24 protein-coding genes are annotated in these 23,725 nt (G+C 65.6%); 21 read left to right on the forward strand and 3 right to left on the reverse strand.

The genetic code is table 11. The features are described from left to right. Nucleotides 1-11 precede the first annotated feature (11 nt). The 5 genes from JHC36_RS00375 to ampE all read left to right on the forward strand — a co-directional run bounded on the left by JHC36_RS00375 (nucleotide 12) and on the right by ampE (nucleotide 3,264). Complete coding sequence (locus JHC36_RS00375; RefSeq protein WP_503006708.1) at nucleotides 12-137, forward strand: hypothetical protein; 126 nt, start codon at nucleotides 12-14, stop codon at nucleotides 135-137. A gap of 55 nt (nucleotides 138-192) precedes the next feature. Further along, on the forward strand, nucleotides 193-969 hold the full coding sequence (gene trmD / locus JHC36_RS00380) for a tRNA (guanosine(37)-N1)-methyltransferase TrmD (protein ID WP_287914432.1): 777 nt from the start codon (nucleotides 193-195) through the stop codon (nucleotides 967-969). Between the two features lie 120 nt (nucleotides 970-1,089). After that, nucleotides 1,090-1,470 carry a 50S ribosomal protein L19 gene (gene rplS, locus JHC36_RS00385; protein WP_124221174.1) on the forward strand — a complete coding sequence of 127 codons (381 nt, stop codon included), beginning with the start codon at nucleotides 1,090-1,092 and terminating at the stop codon, nucleotides 1,468-1,470. Nucleotides 1,471-1,546: 76 nt separating this feature from the next. Beyond that, entirely contained in the window at nucleotides 1,547-2,272 is a 726-nt protein-coding gene (locus JHC36_RS00390; protein WP_287914440.1) for a CoA pyrophosphatase, read from the forward strand. Nucleotides 2,273-2,301: 29 nt separating this feature from the next. Beyond that, nucleotides 2,302-3,264 carry a regulatory signaling modulator protein AmpE gene (ampE, locus tag JHC36_RS00395; RefSeq protein WP_287914443.1) on the forward strand — a complete coding sequence of 321 codons (963 nt, stop codon included), beginning with the start codon at nucleotides 2,302-2,304 and terminating at the stop codon, nucleotides 3,262-3,264. A 67-nt stretch (nucleotides 3,265-3,331) separates the two neighbouring features. Here ampE and rsgA read toward each other — a convergent pair whose 3' ends face one another. Beyond that, nucleotides 3,332-4,288 (reverse strand): ribosome small subunit-dependent GTPase A, encoded by a 957-nt coding sequence (gene rsgA, locus JHC36_RS00400; protein WP_287914445.1) that lies wholly within the window; start codon nucleotides 4,286-4,288, stop codon nucleotides 3,332-3,334. Beyond that, nucleotides 4,285-5,574: a M48 family metallopeptidase gene (locus JHC36_RS00405; protein WP_287914448.1), complete on the reverse strand. Its 1,290-nt coding sequence runs from the start codon at nucleotides 5,572-5,574 to the stop codon at nucleotides 4,285-4,287. The genes rsgA and JHC36_RS00405 overlap by 4 nt, the downstream gene beginning before the upstream one ends. Before the next feature lie 138 nt (nucleotides 5,575-5,712). Here JHC36_RS00405 and orn point away from each other — a divergent pair, with 138 nt between their 5' ends. From orn to JHC36_RS00485, 16 genes are all read left to right on the forward strand, one after another. Then, complete coding sequence (orn, locus tag JHC36_RS00410) at nucleotides 5,713-6,327, forward strand: oligoribonuclease (protein WP_124221184.1); 615 nt, start codon at nucleotides 5,713-5,715, stop codon at nucleotides 6,325-6,327. 255 nt (nucleotides 6,328-6,582) lie between these two features. Continuing rightward, nucleotides 6,583-8,388, forward strand: coding sequence for a DEAD/DEAH box helicase (locus JHC36_RS00415; RefSeq protein WP_287914452.1), 1,806 nt, complete (start codon nucleotides 6,583-6,585; stop codon nucleotides 8,386-8,388). Nucleotides 8,389-8,596: 208 nt separating this feature from the next. Further along, nucleotides 8,597-8,956 carry a FliO/MopB family protein gene (locus JHC36_RS00420; protein ID WP_287914455.1) on the forward strand — a complete coding sequence of 120 codons (360 nt, stop codon included), beginning with the start codon at nucleotides 8,597-8,599 and terminating at the stop codon, nucleotides 8,954-8,956. A gap of 2 nt (nucleotides 8,957-8,958) precedes the next feature. Then, nucleotides 8,959-9,702, forward strand: a complete 744-nt coding sequence (fliP, locus tag JHC36_RS00425; RefSeq protein ID WP_287914485.1) for a flagellar type III secretion system pore protein FliP — start codon at nucleotides 8,959-8,961, stop codon at nucleotides 9,700-9,702. 13 nt (nucleotides 9,703-9,715) lie between these two features. After that, nucleotides 9,716-9,985, forward strand: a complete 270-nt coding sequence (gene fliQ / locus JHC36_RS00430; protein WP_287914457.1) for a flagellar biosynthesis protein FliQ — start codon at nucleotides 9,716-9,718, stop codon at nucleotides 9,983-9,985. 12 nt (nucleotides 9,986-9,997) lie between these two features. Continuing rightward, nucleotides 9,998-10,798 carry a flagellar biosynthetic protein FliR gene (fliR, locus tag JHC36_RS00435; RefSeq protein WP_287914460.1) on the forward strand — a complete coding sequence of 267 codons (801 nt, stop codon included), beginning with the start codon at nucleotides 9,998-10,000 and terminating at the stop codon, nucleotides 10,796-10,798. Between the two features lie 301 nt (nucleotides 10,799-11,099). Then, nucleotides 11,100-12,239: a flagellar biosynthesis protein FlhB gene (flhB, locus tag JHC36_RS00440; protein ID WP_287914462.1), complete on the forward strand. Its 1,140-nt coding sequence runs from the start codon at nucleotides 11,100-11,102 to the stop codon at nucleotides 12,237-12,239. Nucleotides 12,240-12,241: 2 nt separating this feature from the next. After that, on the forward strand, nucleotides 12,242-14,353 hold the full coding sequence (gene flhA / locus JHC36_RS00445) for a flagellar biosynthesis protein FlhA (protein ID WP_287914465.1): 2,112 nt from the start codon (nucleotides 12,242-12,244) through the stop codon (nucleotides 14,351-14,353). A gap of 3 nt (nucleotides 14,354-14,356) precedes the next feature. Beyond that, nucleotides 14,357-15,643, forward strand: coding sequence for a flagellar biosynthesis GTPase FlhF (gene flhF / locus JHC36_RS00450; protein ID WP_287914468.1), 1,287 nt, complete (start codon nucleotides 14,357-14,359; stop codon nucleotides 15,641-15,643). Then, nucleotides 15,640-16,506 carry a MinD/ParA family protein gene (locus JHC36_RS00455; protein WP_124221200.1) on the forward strand — a complete coding sequence of 289 codons (867 nt, stop codon included), beginning with the start codon at nucleotides 15,640-15,642 and terminating at the stop codon, nucleotides 16,504-16,506. Before flhF ends, JHC36_RS00455 begins: the two co-directional genes overlap by 4 nt. 25 nt (nucleotides 16,507-16,531) lie before the next feature. Next, nucleotides 16,532-17,275 carry a FliA/WhiG family RNA polymerase sigma factor gene (locus JHC36_RS00460; protein WP_287914471.1) on the forward strand — a complete coding sequence of 248 codons (744 nt, stop codon included), beginning with the start codon at nucleotides 16,532-16,534 and terminating at the stop codon, nucleotides 17,273-17,275. A gap of 12 nt (nucleotides 17,276-17,287) precedes the next feature. Next, the gene (locus tag JHC36_RS00465; RefSeq protein WP_124221204.1) at nucleotides 17,288-18,034 is read left to right on the forward strand and encodes a flagellar motor protein; all 747 of its coding nucleotides are present in this window, start codon (nucleotides 17,288-17,290) and stop codon (nucleotides 18,032-18,034) included. A 39-nt stretch (nucleotides 18,035-18,073) separates the two neighbouring features. After that, the gene (locus JHC36_RS00470; protein WP_287914475.1) at nucleotides 18,074-18,622 is read left to right on the forward strand and encodes a DUF2802 domain-containing protein; all 549 of its coding nucleotides are present in this window, start codon (nucleotides 18,074-18,076) and stop codon (nucleotides 18,620-18,622) included. After that, on the forward strand, nucleotides 18,619-20,007 hold the full coding sequence (locus tag JHC36_RS00475; protein ID WP_287914477.1) for a flagellar hook-length control protein FliK: 1,389 nt from the start codon (nucleotides 18,619-18,621) through the stop codon (nucleotides 20,005-20,007). Before JHC36_RS00470 ends, JHC36_RS00475 begins: the two co-directional genes overlap by 4 nt. Beyond that, nucleotides 19,994-20,299, forward strand: coding sequence for an EscU/YscU/HrcU family type III secretion system export apparatus switch protein (locus JHC36_RS00480; RefSeq protein WP_287914479.1), 306 nt, complete (start codon nucleotides 19,994-19,996; stop codon nucleotides 20,297-20,299). Before JHC36_RS00475 ends, JHC36_RS00480 begins: the two co-directional genes overlap by 14 nt. 67 nt (nucleotides 20,300-20,366) lie before the next feature. Next, complete coding sequence (locus JHC36_RS00485) at nucleotides 20,367-22,010, forward strand: GGDEF domain-containing protein (RefSeq protein WP_287914481.1); 1,644 nt, start codon at nucleotides 20,367-20,369, stop codon at nucleotides 22,008-22,010. A 2-nt stretch (nucleotides 22,011-22,012) separates the two neighbouring features. On the opposite strand, the gene JHC36_RS00490 is transcribed toward JHC36_RS00485, so the two are convergent. Then, on the reverse strand, nucleotides 22,013-23,725 hold a 1,713-nt coding region (locus JHC36_RS00490; RefSeq protein WP_287914482.1), incomplete at its 5' end, for an EAL domain-containing protein.

Here is a 23,725-nt window from a genome sequence, read left to right on the forward strand (position 1 = left end):
AGACGGTCCTCGTGGTTGCGCCCAAGGACCCGGCACAGCAGCGGCCGCCGATCCTGATCCCGTTCGTCTCTGCATTCGTCGATGACGTGGATTTGGGCCAACGGGTCATCGCCGTCGACTGGCAGCCCGACTACTGAGAGGCTGATTCGGGGCCGCGCCCACCCAGGCCTAGCGGCCCTCACTTTCCATCCCGTGCGCTTCGACATCATCACCCTGTTTCCGGAACTGTTCGGCCCGTTTCTCACTTCGGGGGTGACGCGCCGTGCTTACCAGGATGGGCGGGTGGACGTGCATCTGTGGAATCCGCGCGACTACGGGGAAGGGAACTACCGCCGGGTCGATGATCGCCCCTTCGGCGGGGGGCCGGGTATGGTGTTGATGGCCGAGCCGCTGTATTTGACGCTTGAAGCCATCCGGGCTGCGCGCCAAGACCGCGTTCCGGCGCCGCTGGTTTTGTTCTCGCCCATCGGCGAGGCGATCACGCAGGCGGTGGTCAACCACTGGGCGGCTGGGGAGGGCGCGATTCTTTTGTGTGGACGCTACGAGGGCGTTGACCAGCGTTTCATCGATGCCTACGTCGATGTCCAACTCAGCCTGGGGGACTTCGTTCTTTCCGGCGGCGAGATCCCGGCGATGGCCCTGCTCGACGCGGTTGCGCGCTTGCAGCCTGGCGTTCTCGGTGACGCAAACAGCAGCCTCCAAGATAGCTTCAATCCGGCGCTGGACGGGCTGCTGGACTGTCCGCATTACACCCGCCCGGAACATTGGCGGGGACGCTCGGTCCCGCCGGAACTCCTCGGAGGCAATCATGCCCAAATCGAGCGATGGCGGCGTGAGCAGCGGCTGTCCATCACCGCACGTGCGCGTCCAGACCTGATTGAGCGAGCGCGTGCGTCTGGTGCACTGAGCGCCGACGACGAGCATGTGCTTCGGCGCGCAGCTCCAGGTCAATCGCCAACGGAGCTATAATCACGGGCTTCGATCCTCTGCCCGGCCGCGGTTTGAAGTGGGCCCCGCGGCCCCTGTCGACTTTTGGTTTCGACATCCGCCTTTTGTGTAGCGCGGGCATGATCGTCTGAAGGTGTAAACATGAACTTGATTCAGACGCTCGAGCAGGAAGAAATTGCTCGCCTCGGCAAAAATATTCCCGAATTTGGTCCCGGTGATACCGTGATCGTCAATGTGAACGTGGTCGAAGGCTCGCGCAAGCGTGTCCAGGCATACGAAGGCGTGGTCATCGCCAAGCGTAATCGAGGCCTCAACAGCGCTTTTACCGTGCGCAAGATTTCGAGCGGTGAAGGGGTGGAGCGGACCTTCCAGACCTACAGCCCCTTGATCGCCAGCATCGAAGTCAAGCGCCGCGGTGATGTGCGTCGCGCGAAGCTCTACTACTTGCGTGACCGCAGCGGTAAGTCGGCGCGCATCAAGGAAAAGCTGCCCAATCGTGCGAAGGCGGCGCCCGCAGCCTGATCTGCGCACCTGTGAACGTGACTCGAGCCGCTCAGGCCTATCCTGAGCGGCTTTTTTGTCTCTATTTGGCCTAATCATGCGGGAGTCGCGTGCCATTCGTCGGCCGCCGCCCTCGTTCAACCCGCGGGAGGTCCCGGTCATCGGGGTCGATGCGCACCTTCCGCGCGTTGATCCGGCTGAATTGACCCTGGACCGGCTGCGCCGGCGATTCCAATCACCGCCCACCTGGGTCCCGGAATTGCGGGCCGAGCCACAGTGGCTACCCGGCAGCTTGAAGCCGGCAGCGGTCCTGATCCCGCTGTTGGCGTCACGGGGCAGGGACGCTCCCGTTCATGTGCTCCTGACCGAGCGGGCGGGGCATCTTTCGAGCCATGCAGGTCAGATCGCCTTTCCCGGTGGACGGATCGATGAGGGCGACGCCGACCCCATCATGGCAGCGCTGCGGGAGGCGCAGGAGGAAGTGGGTCTGGATCCCACCCGGGTCGAGGCGCTGGGTTTGATGCCGACCTATACGACGGGCAGCGGCTATCTGGTGACGCCTGTCGTGGGATTGGTCGATCCATCGGCGCCACTGCGCGCAAACTCCAGTGAAGTCAGCGACATTTTTGAAGTTCCCCTCGATTTCCTGATGAATCCCCAGCACCATCAAAGGCACTCCGTGGCTTGGCAGGGTGCGCAGCGCGAGTGGTTTTCGATGCCCTATCTTGATCGGAGTACGCAGCCGCCGCGCGAGCGGTTCATTTGGGGCGCCACGGCGGGCATGCTGCGCAATCTTTATCGGATGTTGTCGGCCCCTCGGTGAGGGATACGGCCCGCCTATCATTCATCCTCATGAATCTGATTGCAATCGTCCTGGCGCTGTTGTTGGAACAGGTTCGTCCGGTTTCCGAGGGGAACCCAATGGACCGCTGGATCGATCGTTGGTTCGAATGGGCTCGATGCAATTTCGACGCCGGCCAACATCACCATGGCTGGTTGGCCTGGGGTGCTGCGGTCGTCGTTCCGGCTGCGTTCGTGCTGAGCGTTCATCTCGGGGCGCAGGCGGTCGCGGGCTGGCCGCTGGCGTTGTTGTGGCATGTGGCGGTGCTGTACACAACGCTGGGGTTTCGGCGCTTCAGTCATCGTTTCGCCGAAGTGCGCGAGGCGCTCGAGGCCGATGACCTGGCACGGGCGCGGCAGGTGCTGGCGCAATGGCGCGGTGAACCCTCGCCGGAAGACACGACCGAACTGATACGCGCCTTGATTCGGCAGGCCTTGATCGATGGGCACCGACACATGTTCGGCGTGCTTTTTTGGTATGTCGTCGTCGCAGCGCTCGGTGGCGGTCCTGCAGGGGCGGTTTTCTATCGTTTGTCAGATCGCTTGAGGGATGGCTTGAAACGCCGCGGTGGTGAGGTGGTGGTCGAAAGTGCTTCCCTGATGCGAGTGGCGGGTCAGGCCTGGATTTGGTTGGATGCGGTGCCGTCTCGGGTCACGGCGCTTTGGTTCGCCATGGTGGGCAGTTTCGAGGACGCCATCGAGGTCTGGCGCGGGCTTTCCGAGGATTGGGGGGAGGGCTCGAGCGACCGGCTCATCGTTGCGGCGGGTTCCGGCGCGCTCAACCTGGATCTCGGTGCGGCAAAAAAGGAAGAGGGTCCGGAGCAAAGCCCGGCGCAGGGGGCGGGCGAGTTCCCCCGTGGCTGGGCCATGCCGGAGGTCGGGCATTTACCGCAGGTCGTGGGTTTGCTCTGGCGATCGGTCGTCCTTTGGCTTTTGGTGCTGGCGCTCTTGGCGCTCGGGCGGCTGTTTGGATGAGACCGGGCGGCCCGCTCGCTCGGGTGACCGCTCTCTGGTCGCGAGATGCCCCCTAAAAACAGCGCGCCTATTGCCAATCGGCTGGACGCCCGCCCCGGGCGTACTCGCGCGCCTTGCTGCACTCCGCAAACAGGGTTTGGTAGATCCGGTAGCGTTGCGGGGCAATTCCTTCTGGCCCGGGGGCGCCGACGGCTGCGATGACGGCGCAATCGGGTTCGTGGAGGTGGGTGCAGTTGTGAAACCTGCAGTGGCCGATATGGCGCCGCAGGTCGGGCATGAGGCTTGCGAGCGCCAACGCTTCGATGTGCTGCAGCCCGAATTCTTGGAAGCCGGGTGAATCGATCACCGCGCTGTTTCGGGTCCGGTCCAGCCAGTACCAGGTCGTTCGCGTCGTGGTGTGCTTGCCGGAATTCAGGGCCTGCGAGATTTCCTGGGTCTCGGCTTGAGCGTGGGGGACGAGCCGGTTGATCAGGGAGCTCTTGCCCGCGCCCGAGGGGCCAAGAACGAGTGTGGCCTTTCCCGTCAATAACGATCGGATGCTGTCGAGTTCGCCCGCCTCACGCGCTTGAAGCGAAAAGCCAAGGAGGGTGTAGCCCATCTGGGGATAAGGCGCGAGCCGGGCCATCGCTTTGGCGTGCGCTGGTCCCAGGTCCCGCTTGTTCACCGCAATGACGGCTGGAATCTGCTCCGCCTCGGCGGCGATGAGCACCCGCGCCAACTGCTCCTCAGAGAAATCCGGCTCAGCGGCAACCAACAGCAAGATCTGATCGATGTTCGCTGCGAAAACCTTCGTACGGACGGCATCGCGGCGAAGCAGGCAATTGCGCCGCGGCAGCACCGACTCGATGACCGCCGCGTCACCGCTGGCCGACCACTGAACTCGGTCGCCAACGACAGCGACCATTTTTTTACCTCGGGGATGAGCCATCCAACGATGGCCCTCATCGGTCTCGATCAAATAATGCCGTCCATAGCTCGCAATGACGCGGGCCGCGTTCCCTTGAGTGCCGGTGTTGGGTTTCATTCCGCACGCAGGCGCATCAGCCGCTCAGAAGCGGGGGGATGGGAATAGAAAAAACGCGCGTACAAAGGATCTGGAGTCAGTGTCGAGGCGTTGTCTCGGAACAGTTTGAGCAGCGCACGTTCCAGGGCACCCGCGGGGGCGCATTTCGTGGCAAAGGCATCCGCCTCGAACTCCTGGCGGCGAGACCATCCCGACAGGACAGGTGCGAGCAAGGTTGTCACGTGCGGGAGGACGAGGATGAACAGCGTCAATGCGAGCGCGTTGCTGGGAGCGTCGATGCCCCAGGCAATGTTCGGGGTCACGCCCAGGCCCGTGTAGAACCAGGTTTGCTTGATGAGCCAGCCGAGCAAGGCAAAGCCCCCGAAACTCAGAACGGCGAGCAGCGCCAATCGCTGCAGGATGTGGTGATGGGCGTTGTGCCCCAGCTCATGGGCAATGACGGCTTCGACTTCCTCGGGCTCCAATTGTTGCAACAGCGTGTCGTAAAGAACGACGCGCTTGGTTCGGCCGAAGCCCGTGAAGTAGGCATTGCCGTGGCCGCTTCGGCGGCTGCTGTCCATCACGAAGAGTCCCGATGTCCGGTACCCACAGCGCTGCAGCAGTCGCTCGAGACCCTGCTTGAGTGGGCCATCGGGTAGCGGAAGGAAACGGTTGAACAGGGGGGCGATGAGCACCGGGTAGGCCCACAACAGAAGCAGATTGAGCGACATCCATCCGGCCCAAGTCCACAGCCACCACGAACGGCCCGTTTCCCGCATCAGCCAAAGAAAGCCCAGGGCCACGGGCAGGCCGATGAGGGCGCTGACGAGCGCGCTTCGCGCGACATCTGCCAACCAGAGCCGTGGGCTGGTTCGGTTGAAGCCAAACCGGCTTTCGATCCCAAAGGTCTTATAGAGCGCGAACGGCAATTCCAGGATGACGTTGATGGTCACGAATGCCGTCAGCACGAGCAACTCCTGAAGCAAGCCGGCGCCCACGGCGCGCAACAGGGCCAGGTTGAGTTGCTCGAGCCCCCCCAGCAGCGTCCATCCGAGGGCGAGCGCCATGCTCCATGCGGTCTCCAGCATTCCGAGGCGGGTCTTGGCGATCGTGTAGTCTGCTGCCCGCTGATGCGCATCGAGCGGCACCTTCGCTGCGAAGGCGGGCGGGACGCTCGAGCGATGCGCAGCGACATGCCGGATCTGTCGAGCGGCCAACCACTGCTGGAGTATGAACGAGGCGGCGAGCAATCCGCAAAAAAAGAGGCTCCAAAGATCGGACGCGGAGAGACTGGCGCTGGAATTCATGCATGGAGTTTAGGGCAACGGAACCAGTCCCTCGTGCGCCGCGCATCCCGGTAGCACGAGGCGCCGGCCGCCATTTTTGGGATCACCGGTTTTCCGAAGCGCTCTCGATGCCGCTGATTTCCAGCGACAATTCGTCGTATGAACGTTCAATTTGAAACTGCGCCGGCTCCGGAGCGCTTGATGAAGTCAGACCTCAATTTGGTCTGGGTCGATTGTGAAATGACCGGGCTCGATCCCGAGACCGAGCGCCTCATCGAGATCGCCGTCGTCGTGACGGGCCCTCACCTCGAGCCGCGCATCGAAGGACCGGTGTTGGTCATTCATCAGGATGACGCCGTGCTTGACCGAATGGATGCCTGGAACAAGGGCACGCATGGGCGCAGCGGCTTGATCGACAAGGTCCGGGCATCGACCATCACCGAAGCGCAGGCCGAAGACATCTTGCTCGAGTTTTTAGCGGCTTATGTACCCAAGGGGGTCGCGCCGATGTGTGGGAATTCGATTGGGCAGGATCGGCGGTTTTTGGCGCGGTACATGCCTCGTCTGGAGGCTTTTTTCCACTACCGCAACGTCGATGTCAGTTCGCTCAAGGAGCTGGCGAAGCGCTGGCGACCGGAGGTCTGCGCCTCGTTCAAGAAGCAGCAAAAGCACACGGCGCTGGCCGATGTCCATGAGTCGATTGATGAACTCGCCCATTACCGCACGCACTTCCTTCGGGTGGGTGAGGCAGCCGCGCCATCGGCCGCGGCCTGAAGTTGCCGACGCGTTTGTGTTATAGTTCGCTTGAACCTGGCCTCCTGGGCCAGGTTTTTTGTTTGCATCTCCCTTCACACACTCGGGGCTCCCATGCGGGGCTGCCGTTCTGGTCAGGCTTCTGGAGCCATTGTGTATTCCCCGTTCACGGGGGATCGCAGCGATCGGGTTTCGTTTGATGGTTGATGTTTTTTAACCATTGACGAGGCCATGCCGTCCCCTATCGGGTACGGCTGCCGCGTGTTGTGAAAAATCATGATTCAACAGAATGACATTTTGGGCGCCCCTGCGCCCCTCGGCTCGACGTTTGCGAGCGAAGCCGACACGATTTCCCCCCCGAATGGCTTTGAGCGCTTGGGCCTGGCTGCCGAACTGGTGCGCGCCGTGGCTGACCTCGGCTACACCGAGCCGACGGTCGTCCAGCAACAAACGATCAGCCGCGCTTTGTCGAGCGAGGCGACGGGCGCCATCGATCTGATGGTTTCGAGCCAGACTGGCAGCGGTAAGACGGCGGCTTTCCTGCTTCCGGTGTTGCATACCTTGCTGGCGGTGAAGGCGCAGCAACGGGAGCAAGAAGAAGCCGACTGGGCACGCCAGGTCGCTGAAGCCGCGGCGCGCGGGGAAGAGGCTCCCAAACGTCCGAAACGCAAGGACCCGACTCAGCCGCGGCATTTCAAGCCAGCGACGCCGGCCGCTTTGGTGGTTTGCCCGACGCGGGAGTTGGCTCAGCAGGTGGCCCACGATGCGATCGAGTTGGTCAAGCATTGCAAGGGAATCCGAGTCGCCAATGTTGTCGGCGGCATGCCGTACCAGATCCAGGTTGCCAAGTTGCAGGGCGCGGATCTGGTCGTGGCCACGCCCGGCCGTTTGCTCGATCTCGAGCGCTCGAAACAAATCAAACTGGATGCGGTCCGCGTGTTGGTGGTGGACGAGGCCGATCGTATGCTCGACCTCGGATTTGCCGATGATCTGGCCGAGATCAACCGTCTGACGAGTGCGCGGGAACAAACCATGATGTTCAGCGCCACATTCGCGCCGCGGATTCAGCAGCTCGCGATGCGGGTGATGCACGACAACGGCGCGCATGTGCAGCGGGTCCAAGTCGACACGCCGCAAGAGCGCCATGCCAACATCGAGCAAAAGCTGTTTTGGGCCGACAGCGCCCAGCACAAGCGTCAGCTGCTGGAGCACTGGCTGCGCGACGCGTCGATCGATCAAGCCATCGTCTTTGCGAGCACCCAGGTGGAGTGCGATGCACTGGCGAATGACCTGCAGCAGGATGGGTTTTCTGCAGTCGCTCTGCACGGCGCCCTGAGCCAAGGCCTGCGCAACCGCCGGTTGATGGCATTGCGAAACGGTCAGGTTCAGATTCTCGTGGCGACCGATGTGGCGGCCCGCGGTATCGATGTTCCGACGATCACGCACGTCTTCAACTTCGGGCTTCCGATGAAGGCCGAAGACTACACCCATCGGATCGGTCGGACCGGCCGCGCAGGACGCGACGGTCTGGCGGTGACGTTCGCCGAATTCCGGGATCGTCGAAAGATTTTTGACATCGAGGCGTACAGTCGGCAGACCTTCCAGGCCGAGGTCGTCGCCGGGCTCGAGCCGACCCAGCGTGCGCCTTCCTCCTACGCCCAGCCTCGTGCGGGCCGATCGTCCTACGGTGAGCGTCCCTCACGCGATCGCAAGTTCGGGTCTGGCCCCACGGGCCGTTCCGAGCCCGCCCGTGGGGAGCGGTTCAAGCCTCGTTCTGCGCCGGGCTACGGTCCGCGGGACGACGGGCAGGTGCGGCGTCCCGAGCGTGACCAAGACCGGCGTTTTGCCTCCGAGGGGCGTGGCCGCGGCGAAGGGGGAATGGGTGCTCGCCAGGCCTCGCCGAGCGGCGATTGGAATGGACCGCGCTCGAAGGCCGGCCGCAGCTCGGGCCAGCCATTTGCATCCGAGGGCCGCGGAGGCCCACGCCGCTCCGAGTCGGCGGGGAGGCCTTATGTGCCCGCAGGCGCCGCTCCGCGCCGAACGTCGACGACCGGCAAGACCTTGAAAATCACGCGCGTCTGATCTTCGACGGCGCAAGCGAGCGCGCTCTCTCATGAGCCGCACCATCTTGGCTGGTGCGGCTTTTTTTCGTCTGCGTTACGGCGCATGAGCGTCGGCACGGCTATTGCTTATCCCCCGCTAGGACCCTCCCTTGAAGGGCGTTCGCGTCGGCTTCTTGTCGCGCGACGAGCGGAGCGTCAAGAAGTCAACGCGTCTGATGGGATCAAGCATGGCGGAATTCAATGTCGGTTCACTCCTGCTGCAGGCGGTCGGCGGCTTGGCCGTGACGGGCGGCCTGCTGTTTGCGATGGTGGTTTGGCTGCGACGTTTGCAGGAACGCACCGGTTCGGCGGCGGCGAAGATCCGCTTGGTGGGCCAGTTGGCGTTGTCTGCGCGGGATCGGCTCCAGGTCGTCGAGGTGGCGGGTGAGCATTTGCTGATCGGGGTGGGCGGCACGCAGGGGCCGACGCTGCTGCGGGTGCTGCCCGCGCCTGAAGCGACCGATCCGGGGTCTGCGCCCGTGCCCGCGGAGTCATTCGCCCAGCGTTTGGGGGATGCGATGCGCCTGCGCCAGCGGGAGGTTCAGTAATGATGGGGCGAAACAAGTCCGTCTGGGTTGCGCTGTTGCTGCTCGGGTTGCCGTGGCTGGCGATGGCGCAGGGTCTACCGGCCGTGACCGCGCAGCCCGTCGTCGGCGGCGGGACCCAATACACGCTCAGCCTGCAGACGCTGATCTTCATGACGGCGCTGACGTTTTTGCCGGCGCTGATTTTGATGATGACCGCGTTCACCCGGATCGTCATCGTTCTGTCTCTGCTCAAGCAAGCCCTGGGAACGACGACGGTACCGCCGGCCCAGGTCATCGTCGGCCTGTCGCTGTTTCTGACCCTCTTCGTCATGTCGCCGGTTCTGAAGCAAGTCAACGACAACGCCGTCGCTCCGCTTCTGGACAACAAGATCACGATGACTCAGGCACTGCAAGCCGGGTCCGAGCCGCTCAAGTCCTTCATGTTGACGCAGACCCGGCAGGAAGAGCTGGCGCTGTTCGTGAAACTGTCGGGCCAGCCAGCGATCGAGAAGCCGGCGGATACGCCTTTGTCGCTGTTGATCCCGGCTTTCGTCACGTCGGAGCTGAAGACGGCGTTCCAGATCGGGTTCATCGTGTTCATTCCCTTCCTGATCATCGACATGGTCGTGGCCGCCGTGCTGATGTCGATGGGGATGATGATGTTGTCGCCCGTGACGGTGTCTTTCCCGCTCAAGCTGATGTTGTTCGTCCTGGTGGGCGGGTGGGACCTCGTCATCGGGTCCTTGGTTCAAAGCTTCGTTCGCTAAAAAGGCACACGCCATGAGTGCAGAGACGATCACCACCCTGGGCCAGCAGGCTGTTTGGGTCACTTTTCTTCTGGCGGCGCCCTTGTTGGGCGCGGCGCTCTTCGTCGGGCTTTTGGTGAGCCTGTTTCAGGCGGCGACGCAGCTCAACGAGATGACGCTGAGTTTCGTGCCCAAGGTCCTGGCCATGGGGCTCGCCGGCATCGTGGCGGGGCCTTGGATGCTGCGGGTGTTGATGGACTTCACCATCCGCCTGTTCCAGGCCATTCCGCAAATGGTCGGGTGAGTCGAGGCCGCCATGTTGAGCTTCGAGACGGCACAGGTGTACGCGTGGATCGGCGCTTTTTTCTGGCCGTTCCTGCGGATCCTGTCGCTGTTGATGGCCGCGCCCCTGTTTTCTGCACGTCAAATTCCGACTCGGGTCCGTGTTGCTTTCGCTGTCGTGCTGACCGTGGCCTTGGCGCCGGCGTTGCCGCCCATGCCTCCGGTGGCGTTCGATGCGACCGGATGGCTGATGGTCGTACAGCAGCTGCAGATCGGTCTCGTGATGGGTTTGGCGGTCACGCTGATGTTGAGCGTGGTGCAACTCGCCGGCAGCATCGTGGGGCTGCAAATGGGCTTGGGGTTTTCAACCCTGCTCGACCCAGCGCAGGGAACCCAGGTTGCCAGTCTGGCGGTCTTCTTGAACGTGCTCGCGCTGCTCCTGTTCACGGCGCTCAATGGGCACCTGATGATGCTGGCGGTGCTCGCGCGCAGCTTCACGCTGGTACCGGTCGGGACCGGGCCGTTGCTCGGGTCTGGCGCTTGGCAGATGCTCGCTGCCCAGGGCGGGACTTTGTTTGCGTTGGCGCTGGCTTTCTCGGCGCCTGTCTTGGGGACTTTGATCATCGCGAACCTGGGGCTCGCGGTCTTGTCGAAGCTCGCGCCGCAGCTCAATCTGTTCAACCTCGGGTTTCCGATCTTCTTTGTCCTGGGCTTGCTGGCCCTCTATTTCGCGATGCCGAGCCTCGAGACGGTCGTTCGGGGCTTGGTCGAACGGGGGCTCGACCTGGCGCAGGCGGTCATGATGGCCGGTGGTGCTTCAGAGCATGGAACCTAGGGCAACGCTGAATCAGTTCCCGCGATGGCGCGCGCCCGGCCGCGGGATGGGATGCGAGGCGCAAACCGCAGCCATAGCCGAAGCTATGGCGAGGATTTGCAACGAAGCAGACCGCCCGCAGCCGGGATGCGCGACGCGCGAGGGACTTGTTCAGCGTTGCCCTAAATCCGGCAGTGGACCGCGTTGAACTGAATGTAAGGTGTTGATGTTTGAACCGTTTTTGATGCAAAAGCCGTTCACCGCTTGGGTGAGCGCTGCGCACCCGCCCGGGCGCGCCCAACGGTCGGATTGAGGTTGAAACATGGCTGACGATTCTGCCCAGGAACGCGAATTACCGGCCTCACAGAAGCGCCTCGAGCAGGCGCGTGAAAAAGGCCAGGTTCCGCGCTCGCGCGACCTTTCCTCGAGTTTGCTGCTGCTGGCGGCGGCCGCCGGGCTTTGGGTTTGGGGGTCGAGCGTCTACGGGGCCTTTGCCCATCTGCTGCTGGGGGGGCTGGCCATTCCGGCCGAGGCATCGCGGGATACGGGCGCGATGATGGCCTTTGTGGGGCAGATGGCCGTCGCCGGGGTGGGCATCCTGCTGCCGATGCTGGCGATTGGTTTGGTGGCGAGCCTGGCCGGCGGGCTGGCGATGGGGGGCTGGATTTTCAGCGTTCAGGCGTTTGCGCCACAGTTTTCGCGGCTCAATCCCGTCGAAGGGTTCGGGCGAATTTTTTCGGGTAAGGGGGCGATGGAGCTGCTGAAGGCCACGCTCAAGGCACTGGTGGTCGGCGCGGTGGCTGCCTGGGTTTTGTGGTCGGAGAAGGGAGAGCTGGCCCTTTTGTTGCAGCTCGCGCCGCAAGAGTCGATCAAATCCATGGCGGTCCTGTGTGGCAGGGCGTTCATGTGGCTTGCGGCAGCAACCCTGCTGATTGCTTCGGTGGATGTGCCGTGGCAGCTCTACCAGCACTTCAGCCGGCTGCGGATGAGTCGGCAGGAGCTACAGGATGAAAGCCGCGAAAGCGAGGGCAATCCGCAGATCAAGCAACGCATTCGGGCGCTGCAGCGCGAGCGTGCGCGGCGCCGCATGATGGCGGCGGTGCCGAAAGCCGATGTCGTCGTGACCAACCCGACCCATTTTGCCGTGGCGCTGGCGTATGACCAGGGTTCGGCGCGGGCGCCGATCATCGTTGCAATGGGCAGCGATCGCGTGGCCCAGCGCATCCGGGAGATTGCCCGGGAGGCTGCCGTACCCATCGTGGAGGCGCCGCCACTGGCGCGTGCCCTGTATCGCTACGGCGAACTCGAGCAGGAAATTCCCGCTGCGCTCTACAACGCCGTGGCCTTGCTGCTGGCCTATGTGTACCAATTGCGGCTCGCCCCGGCCGCCGTTGAACTGCCGCAGGAGTGGCCGATTCCTTCTGACCTCGATACCAGTGCGGACGCGATGCCGCAACACTGACCATGGCTAGCGCAACCCCCCTCCCCAAACCCCAGGCCCGAGTGCTCGACGGACTGCGTCGGATCGGCAGCAGCATCGACTGGAAGCTCGTTGCGGCGCCGATCCTGGTGATGCTGATCCTCACCATGCTCGTGGTGCCGCTGCCCACGTTTCTGTTGGACGTTTTTTTCACGTTCAACATCTCCGTTTCGCTCGTCATCCTGTTGGTGACGCTCTATCTCAAACGGCCGTTGGACTTTGCGGCATTTCCAACCGTCATCCTCTTGACGACGCTGCTTCGGCTTTCGCTCAACGTGGCAGCGGCGCGGGTGATTCTGTTGCACGGACAAGGGGGCACGGCCGCGGCTGGCCAGGTCATCGAGTCTTTTGGCGAGTTTGTGATCGGCGGCAATTACGCGGTCGGCATCATCATCTTTGCCATCCTCGTAGTCATCAACTTCGTCGTGATCACCAAGGGCGCTGGGCGCATTGCCGAGGTGTCCGCGCGCTTCACCCTGGATGCGATGCCGGGCAAACAGATGGCGATCGATGCCGACCTCAATGCCGGCTTGATCGATCAAGAGGAGGCGCGCAAGCGCCGCGCCGAAATCGCCCAGGAAGCCGACTTCTTCGGCGCTATGGACGGTGCGAGCAAGTTCGTGCGCGGCGATGCGATTGCCGCCATCCTGATCTTGTTCATCGACCTGCTGGGGGGCTTGGTCATCGGTGTGCTGATGCACGGACTGAGTGTGGGTGAGGCGGCGCAAACCTATACCTTGTTGTCGATCGGCGATGCACTGGTGGCGCAAATTCCCTCCTTGATGGTGTCGATTGCGGCCGGCATCGTCATCAGCAACGTCTCGACTGGGCAGGATGTGGGCGGGCAGTTGGTGAGCCAGCTGTTTGGCCATAAGCATGTTTTGGCGATTGGGGCCGGGATTCTCGGGCTGGTCGGTCTGGTGCCGGGCATGCCGCATCTGTCTTTCCTCTTGGCGGCGGCGGTGCTCGGCGGGCTGGTCTGGCTGCGTCAGCGGCAGGAGCAGCGCTTGGCGGCCGAAGCGGCGGTCGCGCCACCGCCGCCCGTAGCGGCCGAGGCCGAGGAGGTGAGCTGGGAGCAGATCGAGCCGGTCGATCCGCTGTCGCTGGATGTGGGCTATCGGCTGATTGCGCTGGTCGATCGCAACCAGGGCGGTGAGTTGCTGGCGCGGATTCGGGGGGTGCGCAAGAAGTTTGCGCAGGAAATGGGCTTTTTGGTCTCGCCGGTTCACATTCGCGACAACCTGGAACTGCGCCCGGGTGGCTACCGTCTGAGCGTCAAGGGCGTCGAGGTCGGTTCGGGCGAGGTGTTCCCCGAGCTCTTGATGGCGATCAACCCAGGCGGGGTTTCGGCGCCGCTGTCGGGCCAAGCGACCACCGAGCCCGCGTTCGGGCTGCCTGCGGTGTGGATTGCGCCGTCGCAACGCGACCAGGCGACGGCTGCGGGCTACACGGTCGTCGACGCGAGCACCGTCATCGCGACCCATTTGCATCAAGTGCTGCAAACGCACGCGGCCGAATTGCTCGGGCGCGAGGAGGTCGAAGCCCTGCTCGCGCACCTGGCGACGCGCTCGCCCAAGCTGGTCGAGGATTTGGTGCCCAAGCTGCTTACCGCCGATCGGCTGCGCAAGGTGCTGCAGAACCTCTTGGCCGAAGGCGTGCCGATTCGGGACATGCGCACGATCGCCGAAGTTTTGGCGGAGCATGCCCCTCAAACCCAGGATGCCGACGAGTTGACGGCGCGTGTGCGTTTGGCGCTCGGTCCGTTCATCGTCCAAATGCTCTCGGGGCCAAACAAGGAGTTGGCTGCGGCGGTGCTCGATCCGCAGCTGGAGCAGATCCTGCTCAACACGCTGCGTGCCGATCCGCACAACGTGGTGTTGGAGCCAGGCTTGGCACAACGCTTGCTTCAGAAGGCAACGGAACTGATGCAAACCATGGAGGCTCAGGGCATGACCGCCGTGGTTTTGACGGGTGCGCCCCTGCGGACCTTCCTGGCCCGCATGTTGTCCCGCGCCGCGCCGCGACTGCGGGTCTTGTCGTATGCGGAAGTTCCGGATCAGAAGCAGGTGAGAATCGTTGCCACACTCGGGGCCTAAAACATGAAAATCATGCGCTACACGGGCGCGAATACGCGGGAGGTGCTCGCAAGGATCCGCGCGGAACTCGGGCCCGACGCGGTCATCCTGTCCAACCGCGAGGTGGTCGGCGGCGTCGAGTTGATGGCGGCGGTCGACTTCGACGCCCGCTACATCCAGGCCGAGGCGGCGCGGGCCGCGCAGGCGGAGGAGACCGTACGGTCGGCGCCCGCTGCCGAGCCTGCGCGCCGGCCCAGCGCTGAGACGCCGTCGTCACCGAGTGGGAGCGCAAGGCCGCGTCCGGGCTTCGCTGACCCGGCCGTGCGGGACGTGGCTCCTGAGCCTGCGGCCGTGGCGGCATCCCCCGTTGCGCCCGCCCCGAAGGCGCAGCGGCCGAGCGAGCCGCAGGCGGACGTGGCCGGCGAGCTCGAGTCGCTGCGCGCGGAGTTGCGCGACTTTCGCGGTTGGGTGCAGGAGCGGATGCTGCAGGTGTTGCCGGGTCAGGCGCCGGCATCGGCGACGGTGGCGCAACTCGAGGCTTTGGGCTTCGAGCGCGGTTTTTGTGCGCCGTTTGCCGACGGCGCGCAGGATCTGGATCGGGCACTTTCGAAGATCCTGGAACGGCTGCCGACCGGGCCGGATCTGTCGACGGGGGCGTCCGGGGTGTTTGCTTTGCTCGGTGCGACGGGCGTGGGCAAGACGACGACCGTGGCGAAGCTCGCGGCGCGGCTGGTGTTGGCGCACGGCACCCAGGCGGTGGGGCTGGTGACGACGGACACCTACCGCATCGGGGGGGTCGAGCAGCTCAAGATTTACGGGCGCATTCTGGGGGTTCCGGTCGTGGTCGCCCGCAACGCCGAGGAACTCTCCGAGCATCTGCGGGCCTTCGCTTCGCGCCGCTTCGTGTTGGTCGACACCATCGGCCTGTCGCCCAGGGATCAACGGCTCGAGGAGCAGCTGCAGTGGCTCTCGAGCTTGGGAACCCAGGTTCAGCGCCTGTTGCTGCTCACCGGCGGAATGGGGCGCGGGTTCTACGATGCGCTCTGGAGGCTCTACGGCGACCATGAGGTGGCTGGTTGCGTGCTCACCAAGCTCGACGAGACCTCGATGTTCGGCGCCGCGATCCAGTGGCTGATCGAGCAGCAGCTGCCGCTTTGGTATTACACCGATGGGCAGCGGGTTCCCGAGGACTTGCACGCGCCGTCGGTTGATAAGATGAAAGCACTGCTGCTGGCCAGTCGTCCGCAGGAGCAGGGCGGCCGCGGAGCCGGCCCGGCGAGCGTGCAGCAGCCTAAACGTCAGAGCGCATGAACACGAAGGATCAAGCAGAGGGTTTGCGGCGACTGCATCGCCGGCCGACGCGCGTCATCGCGGTGGCCAGCGGCAAGGGCGGCGTCGGCAAGACCAACGTGGTCGCCAATCTGGCGGTGGGCCTGGCGCGTCTGGGAGAGTCGGTGATGGTGTTCGACGCCGACCTGGGTCTGGGCAACATCGACATCCTGCTGGGTCTGGCGCCGCGCTTCAATTTGTCCCACGTGATTCGGGGCGAGCGCTCGCTCGAGGAGATCCTCGTGCGCGGCCCGCATGGCCTGTGGGTCTTGCCCGCCGCGAGCGGCGTGGCGAGCATGGCGGCCCTCACGCCTGCACAGCAGGCCAACCTGATCGACGCGGTCAGCCGCCTCAATGTCCCGGTGGACTATCTGCTGATCGATTGTGCGGCCGGAATCTCGGGCGATGTGCTGACCTTCAGCCGCGCTGCACAAGAGGTGGTGGTCGTGCTGTCGAACGAGCCTGCCTCGATTGCCGACGCCTACGCCCTCGTCAAGGTGCTGTCGCGGCAATATGGGCTCAAGCGTTTTCAGTTGTTGCCCAACATGGTTCGCGATGCGGCCGAGGGCAAGGCGCTGTTTGCCCGGTTCTGCAGCGTGGCCGACCGCTATCTCGACGTGTCGATTGGCCTTGCAGGCGCGATTCCGCTCGACCCCGCTCTGCGCTCAGCGGTTCGGGCGCAACGGGCGGTGATCGAGTCGGCACCGGGCAGCCCCTCGGCCAAGGCTTTTGGCGCGCTGGTCGAGCGGGTGCGCACCTGGCCCATGCCCGAAGGGGCGGGCGGTCAGTTGGCGTTTTTCATGCAGCAATGGATGCAACCCGAGCCGGCTTCGCCGGCGTCATGAGGGGCCGGGCGATGCGGCCGCGTGCATGAAAACCCAGTCCTATGCCCCAGCGGGTGCCCAGGATGAGCGCCTGCGCGAGATGCTGCCCATGGTTCGGCGGATCGCCGGACAGATGGCCGCGCAGTTGCCTTCTTCGGTGGATGTCGCCGATTTGGAGCAGGCCGGCATGATTGGGCTCTGGGATGCGCTCGAGCGGGGTCAGGAGCAGTCACCGGCGCAGTTCGCCACCTATGCCGCGGTGCGGATCCGGGGCGCGATTTACGACGAATTGCGGCGTATGGACTGGCTCCCGCGGCGTAGCCGCGCGAAAGAGCGGGGCATCCAAAAGGCGATCGAGACGCTGACGCAGCGTTTGGGCCGCCCACCGAAGGAAGAGGAAATCTCGGCCGAGCTCGGTCTTGGGCTCGAGGCGTATCGCGAGGCCTTGGCCGAGTGCAGCCTGTACCTGGTGTCGCTCGAGGATTTGGCAGCCGCCGAAGGTGAGGATTTTCTGGATCGGCATGTTTCGGGGACGCAGCCCTTGCCGGAGCAGATTCTGGCCTCGGAGGAACTGGCCCGCGATCTGGAGCAGGCGATTGCGGAGCTGCCCGAGCGTGAGCGACTGGTCCTGGCCCTCTACTACCAGGAAGACCTGCAGCTCAAGGAAGTCGGCGCCGTGCTCGGTGTGACCGAGTCCCGAGTCAGCCAGTTGATGAAGCAAGCGGTTTTGCGCCTGCGGGCGCGGCTTGCGTCGCACGGGGCGGCGGCCGTTCCGGCAGCCGGTCATTGAGGGCGAGGAACGATGGATCTTCTGAGTGTCTTGGGTCTGGTGGTGGCGGTCGGCTCGATCGTGGCCGGGCAGGTGCTCGAGGGCGGTCGCGTGGCCTCCATCGTTCAGCCGACGGCGCTGCTCATCGTCATCGGCGGCACCACGGGCGCGGTGATGCTGCAGTATCCGATGGCGACTTTTCTGCGCTCGGTGCGGATGTTGCCCTGGGTGCTGCAGCCGCCGGCGATCGACCCCGAGGCAGTGATCGGGCAAGTGTTGCGCTGGAGCACCACGGCCCGACACTCGGGCCTGCTCGCGCTCGAGGACCAAATCGAAGAACAGAACGACCCCTTGCTGCGCCGCGGTCTGCAGTTGCTCGTCGATGGCACCGAGCCGGCGAAGCTGCGGCTGACGCTCGAGCGCGAGGTTGCCGCCACCGAACATCGCGACCTGCAAGCGGCGCGTGTGCTCGAATCGGCCGGGGGCTATGCGCCGACGATCGGCATCCTCGGCGCGGTGCTCGGCCTCATCCATGTGATGGAGAACCTGGCCGACCCGAGCAAGCTCGGCTCGGGTATCGCCGTGGCCTTTGTCGCCACGATTTACGGCGTGGGCTCGGCCAATTTGTTTTTTCTGCCGGTCGCCAACAAAATGAAGGCCATCGTGCGCGAGCGTGCCGCGCTGCAGGATCTGATGGTTGAGGGACTGGTCGCCATCGCCGAAGGCGAAAACCCCCGCTTGATCGAAGACCGGCTGCGCAGCGCGATCGTTGCGTCCTAGCCGCTCGACCTGGGGCGGCAGCCATTCAAACGCGTAGCCATGGATCCACGGATGTTTTGGGCGGTGCCGATGGCACTGCTGGCGCTGGTGCTGGTGCTGGCGTTGCTGGCCTTGCGGCGGCTCGCCGCAGAGGCCCTGCGGCAGTCGGAAGAGATTGCGGCGCTCCGCCGCCGGATCGACTCGACGCCCTCCGAATCGGACAGCGCCGCGACGCCACCGGAATCTGAGTCGCTGCGCCAGGCGCAGGCTTTTCGTGAACCGGTTTGGCATCCGGAGCCCCTTGGGTCGCCGCCGACGCCGGTGCCGAGCGCTGGGCGGGTCGGTGCCGCGCCTGGGGTCGGCGTCGGGCGGGCCGAACCCAAGGCCGAAGCGGCGGCGGGAGACGCCGTGGCCGGCCCGGTGGGCGACGCCCAGGTCCCGACTGCTGGGGCTGCGTCACCCGATGCCGCTCTGCTCGAGCAGGAGATGCGTGCTTTGATGGCCCGGCTGGTCGAGCAGGGGCGCTCGGTGCGGGAGATCGCCGCGCTCGTCGGGCTCAGTGAGGCCGAAGCCGAGTTGATGGTCCGTTTGCACCAAGGCGCACGATGAGCACCGTTCCGGCCCCGACGCTGCCGCCCACGGGCATCGGTCAGAGCAACCCAAGCGCGCTCCTCAAAGCCCTGCCGCAACCGGGCTCGGAGCAGCCGGGTCTGGCCGTGCAGCCCGGCGCACGCGTGGTCGCCGAGGTCGTCGCCCTGCAAGCGCCGGGGCAATGGCTGCTGCGGCTGGGACGGGGCTTGTTTACGGCGGCGGTGCCGGGCGCCTACACGCCGGGGCAGAAGCTCGACTTGGTGGTGCTGTCCGAGCGCGGGGGGCCTGAACCGGGCGTTTCGGTTCAGGTGCCTGGGCGTTCCGCGTCGGGCGCGGCTGTGGCAACGGCGCCGCTGACGGTGTTTCTGGCCCGCGTCTCAGACGAGGCGGGGGCGTACGGCAGCCCCGATGGCGCGCGGCTTTCTGAGACGGGGCGGTGGATTTCACGCTTGGCGCAGGGCTCGGACGGCGCCGCCGCGCTGCGCGACCCCCAGCCCATCGTCCCGCAGGGTGCGTTGCCGGACCGCTCGGCCTTGGCGGCGGCGCTCGCGCAGCGCATCGAACGCAGTGGCCTCTTCTACGAAAGCCACTTACTCGCCTGGTTCCAGGGGCAGCAGCCCACGGCAGCCTTGCGGCTCGAACCTCAGGCGGCGTTTGCCAGCAGCGCGGCCGAGCCACCAGCAACGCCGCAAGAGGCCTCCGGCGCAGCGCTTCAAAGCTTCAAAAATGAGAGCAATGAAGCGTCATTTGACGCCGGCGTCCCGGCCAAAATGCTTGAAAAAGGCCAAGCGCAGGGCGTCGAGGAAGGCCAGCGGGACGCCGGCAGCCCCGACACCCGTGCCGCCACCCGCGCCGCCACCCGCGCCGACCTGGCTGCGGGCGCGGCCCGGGCGGACGCGGACGCCCGCGAAACGCTCGCGCCGACGGCCGCGCGGGTGGCGGTCGAGTCGTATCGGGCGATCCAGGCGCAGCTTCATGTCGATACCGCTTGGCAGGTGCCGCAAGGGCTGCACGGAACGGTGCAGCAGCAACTGGCCCTGCTCGCGCAGCCGGCGCTCGAGTGGTCGGGATGGGCTTGGCCGGGGCAGCCGATGCGATGGCGCATCGAGCGCGACCAGGGCCGCGCACCCGGCGGCGGCGAGGCGGAGGCGTCATCGGGCTGGCAGACCCTGCTCGAGCTCGAGCTTCCAACGCTCGGGCCGGTGCAGGCGTGGCTGCGGCTGGGGCCACAGCGTCAACTGGCGATCCGCGTCGAGCACGCCCCGGCGGCAGCGGACCGGCTCGAAGCCCATCGGGCAGAGCTCAGTGCGGCATTGGCTGCGTTGGGACTGAGGGTGGATGCGGTCGAGTTGATTGCGCGTGCCGTCGAGTCGCGCGAGGGCCCGGTCGATGGCGGCGGATGAACCCGAGCCGCGTCGGCCGCCGCAGGCCGTCGCGCTGGCGTACGAGGAGGGGGCGGACCGTGCGCCGCGGGTGGTGGCCAAAGGGCAGGGCTACCTGGCTGAAGCCATCATTGCCCGCGCCCGGGAAGCGGGGGTGTATGTGCACCGCTCGCCGCAGCTGCTGCAGCTGCTCATGCAGGTCGATCTCGATAGCCAGATCCCCCCGGAGCTGTACCAGGCGGTCGCCGAATTGCTCGCCTGGCTGTGGCGGCTCGAGCACGAGGACGCGGCGGAGGCTTCCACACCACCGTGATGTCGCCGTCATGCATCCATGATGCGCAGCGGCGACAATAGAAGCAACGACCGCTCGCTTCCTCGCCATGGACCAACCCACGATCAACGTCGCTGAAATCGCGCGGCAGACGCTGCGGCAGCTTGCCAGCCGCGGCTTGCCCCCGACGCCGGAAAACTATGCGGCCCTCTTTGCCGAGCTCTCCGGCAGCCGCCCCGAGCACGCCGTATCGCGCGCGCCTCGTGACCGGACCTCTGAGGCAGCAGCGCCCGCCGGCCTGGAACTGGGTCGGCTGGTGCTCGACCTGCTCCATGAGTGGGAGCGATCCCAAGCGGGTCTGAGCCAGCTGCACAAGCGGCAGGCGTTGGCGAATTTGGCCGCCAAAGCCCCGGCGATGGAGGTGTTGCCTTGGCTCGCGAGCCTGGCCGACCTCGTGCAGCATTGGGCCGCCTTGCCGGCGCGCCAGCCGCTCTCTGGGGCAGAGCCCTCGGAGCCCGCGCCGCTCGATGCGGCCGAAGGCGGTGCGGCGGGCGCGTGGCGACGCCTCTGGACGCAAAGCCTGCGCTATGGCCTGCTGCCGTACTGCCGGGACGAATCGATCAAGGCGCGCGCCCGCGAACTGCTCGCGGCTTCGGAGGATGGCTCTGCCGATTTGGACGCGCTGACCGCCCAGGCGCGTGAGCTTTGGATCCATTGGGAGCGGGTGCAGGAAGAAACCGCGTCCGTGGTCGAGGGGCTCATGGGGCTCGTCGACCTCATGCTCGATCATCTGGTCGACTGGCTCGGGCCCGACGACCGCGTGGCGGCGCAGGTTCAGCTCATCCACGGGCTGCTGCACGAAGCGCTCAACCCCGAGCACATCGACCGCGCTCGTGAGGTGTTCAAGGAGCTCGTCTATCAGCAGGGCGTCGCGAAGAAGAGCGGCGACGATGCGCGGGAGGCGGCCAAGGCGCTCATCAGCCTCGTCGTGCGCAGCCTTGCCGAGTTTGCCGACCAAAGCGCGCGCACCAATGAAAGCTTGGCTCAAGACCTCGCTCGGCTCGAGCGGAGCGAAGATTGGGACGAGATCCGCAGCATCGTCCAAGACGTGTTGCTGCGCGGTCGTGAACTGCACAGCGGCAGCGCGGCGCTCGGGGCCCAGCTCGAGCAGGCGCGCCAGGAAGCCGCAGCCGCGCAAGCACGCATCGAGGCGCTGGAGCAGGAACTGCAGCAAGCCAGCGTCAAGCTGCAGGAAGACCCACTGACCGGCGCGCTCAACCGCCGCGGGCTCGATCAGGCCTTCGCGCGCGAGACGGCGCGGGCGGCCCGGTCGGGTGCGCCGCTCTCGGTGGCGCTGCTCGATCTCGATCACTTCAAGGCGATCAACGACCACTACGGCCACGACTTTGGCGATCAAGTTTTGCGCGCCTTGGTGGAACTGTCCCGGCGGCTGATGCGCCCGACCGACCTGATCGCGCGGATCGGCGGGGAGGAATTCCTCATTCTCCTGCCCGACGCCGACGCCGCGCGCGCGCATCGGGCCTTGAGCCGACTGCTGCAGGCTTTTCGCACCCAACGCCTGACCGATCCGGGCACCGGCCGCCGCGTGGAAGTCAGCTTCAGCGCCGGCGTTGCCGAGTGGTGTGTGGGCGAATCCTTCACCCACCTCTATCGTCGCGTCGATGCCGCCTTGCTGCGCGCCAAAGCCGCCGGGCGTCAGCGCGTCGAACTGGCCGAGCCCTGCGGGGGGTAAGGCTAGGCTGAGCGTTCATGCGCCCGTTCGCGCTGGCGCAGCACCCAATCGTGGGCGACGCGGCCCAGAGCGGTTAGCGGCGTCAGCCGCTCCGGGGTGAGCGAGAACTGGCCGAGCCAGGCGCTCACCGCGTCGGCGTCCATCGGCCGCGCGAGGCCATAGCCTTGGCCGGCGTCGGCTCCGAGGATGGCGGCGGCTTCGATCAGGTCGGGCGTCTCGAGGCCCTCGACCACCACCCACAAGCCCAGGTTGTGGGCGAGTTGAATCAAGGCGCCGATGAAACCCAGTGCGCGCGCCGGGTCGCGATGCGCCTCGCGCACCAAGCCTTGGTCGATCTTGACGGTGTGAAACGGCAAGGTGCGCAGCCGAACCAGGCTGGAATAACCGCTGCCCAGGTCGTCCATGGCGAGCCGCACGCCGGTGGCGGCGAGTTGGGCCACGGCTTCGTCTCGTCCGGCGGCATCGTCGAATTCCGCGTCCTCGAGCAGTTCGATCAGCAGCCGCTCGGCCTCCACCCCGTGCTGCGCGAGAGCCGAGCTCACCCAATCGGGGCACTCGGGCAACAGCAGCACCTCGACCGGCAGGTTGACGCTCAGCTTGAGGGTGTGCCCTTCGCGCTGCCAGGCCGCCACGCGCGCGAGGGCCAGCTCGAGTCCATGCCGGAACAGCCGCACCAGTTCGGCGCGCCCGAGCCAGGGCAGGAAGCGGCCGGGCGGCAGCACGCTGCCGTCGGCCAGCCGCAGCCGGGCCAGCGCCTCCATTTGGTAGGGCAGTCCGGTGCGCAGGTCGACGATGGGCTGCATCTGCATCACGAGGCCGCTGCCAAAGAGCGCGGTGCGCCAATGGCGACGCTCGTCGACCGGCACCGGGTCGAGCGTGCGCGCGGGCTCTTGCCGACGGTTCCAGCCGCGCGCGAGCGTCTGCCCGAGGCGCTCGATGAAGCTGCGTGCGACCGGGTTTTCGAACATGCCGGGGTAGGCGCCGTAGAGCGCCAACACCCCCGTGATGCGTCCGCTCGGATCGGAAAGCGGAACCGCCGCGGCACTGCGAATGCCGACGTCAAGCAAGGCGTCCCGCCAAGGGGACTGGGCCCCGTCCTTGGCGACGCTCGCGAGCGTGACCGTGCGCTCGGTCATCCAAGCGGTGGACACCAGGGCTTCATAGCCTGGGTCGCCCTCATGCAGGCTGGGCACGACGAAGGAGCCCAGATGTCGCTTGATGGCCGCGATCAAAGGCGCCGCCTGCGACGCCACCTCGACCACGAAGCGCCCCTGGACGTCGGGTGCCATGATCGCTGCGGTGACCATGCCGGGCAGTTCGGTGACGGCTTCCAATGCATCCTGCAGAGATTCCATGCCCGGTGCCGGATGCCGCTGCTGCGCTTCGAGTTGATACAGCAGGTCGTTGTAGCGGGTTCGAATCTCTTGGGCACTGTCGAGTTGCCATTCCAGTTCGGTTTGCAAGCGCAGGCTCACGAGATGCGCGAGCGTGCGCCGCTCCGCCGCGGGCAAAGGCAGGTGACTGATCAAGCCCCGAAGCTGCTGGGCATAAAAACCCAGCGAACGCACGAAGGTCCGCGTGGGCATGCCGACGAGCGCATGCGTGCGGCCCACTTGGCGCGAGCGCTCCTGATGTTCACGCACGTTCAGGTCCGGCGTCAGGATGTATTCCAGGTGCCGGGTGAGCTGCTGCGCCACATGCGCTTGTTCCGCTTC

The sequence above is a fragment of the Tibeticola sp. genome (assembly GCF_022759015.1).
Taxonomy (GTDB): Bacteria; Pseudomonadota; Gammaproteobacteria; order Burkholderiales; family Burkholderiaceae_C; genus Tibeticola; species Tibeticola sediminis.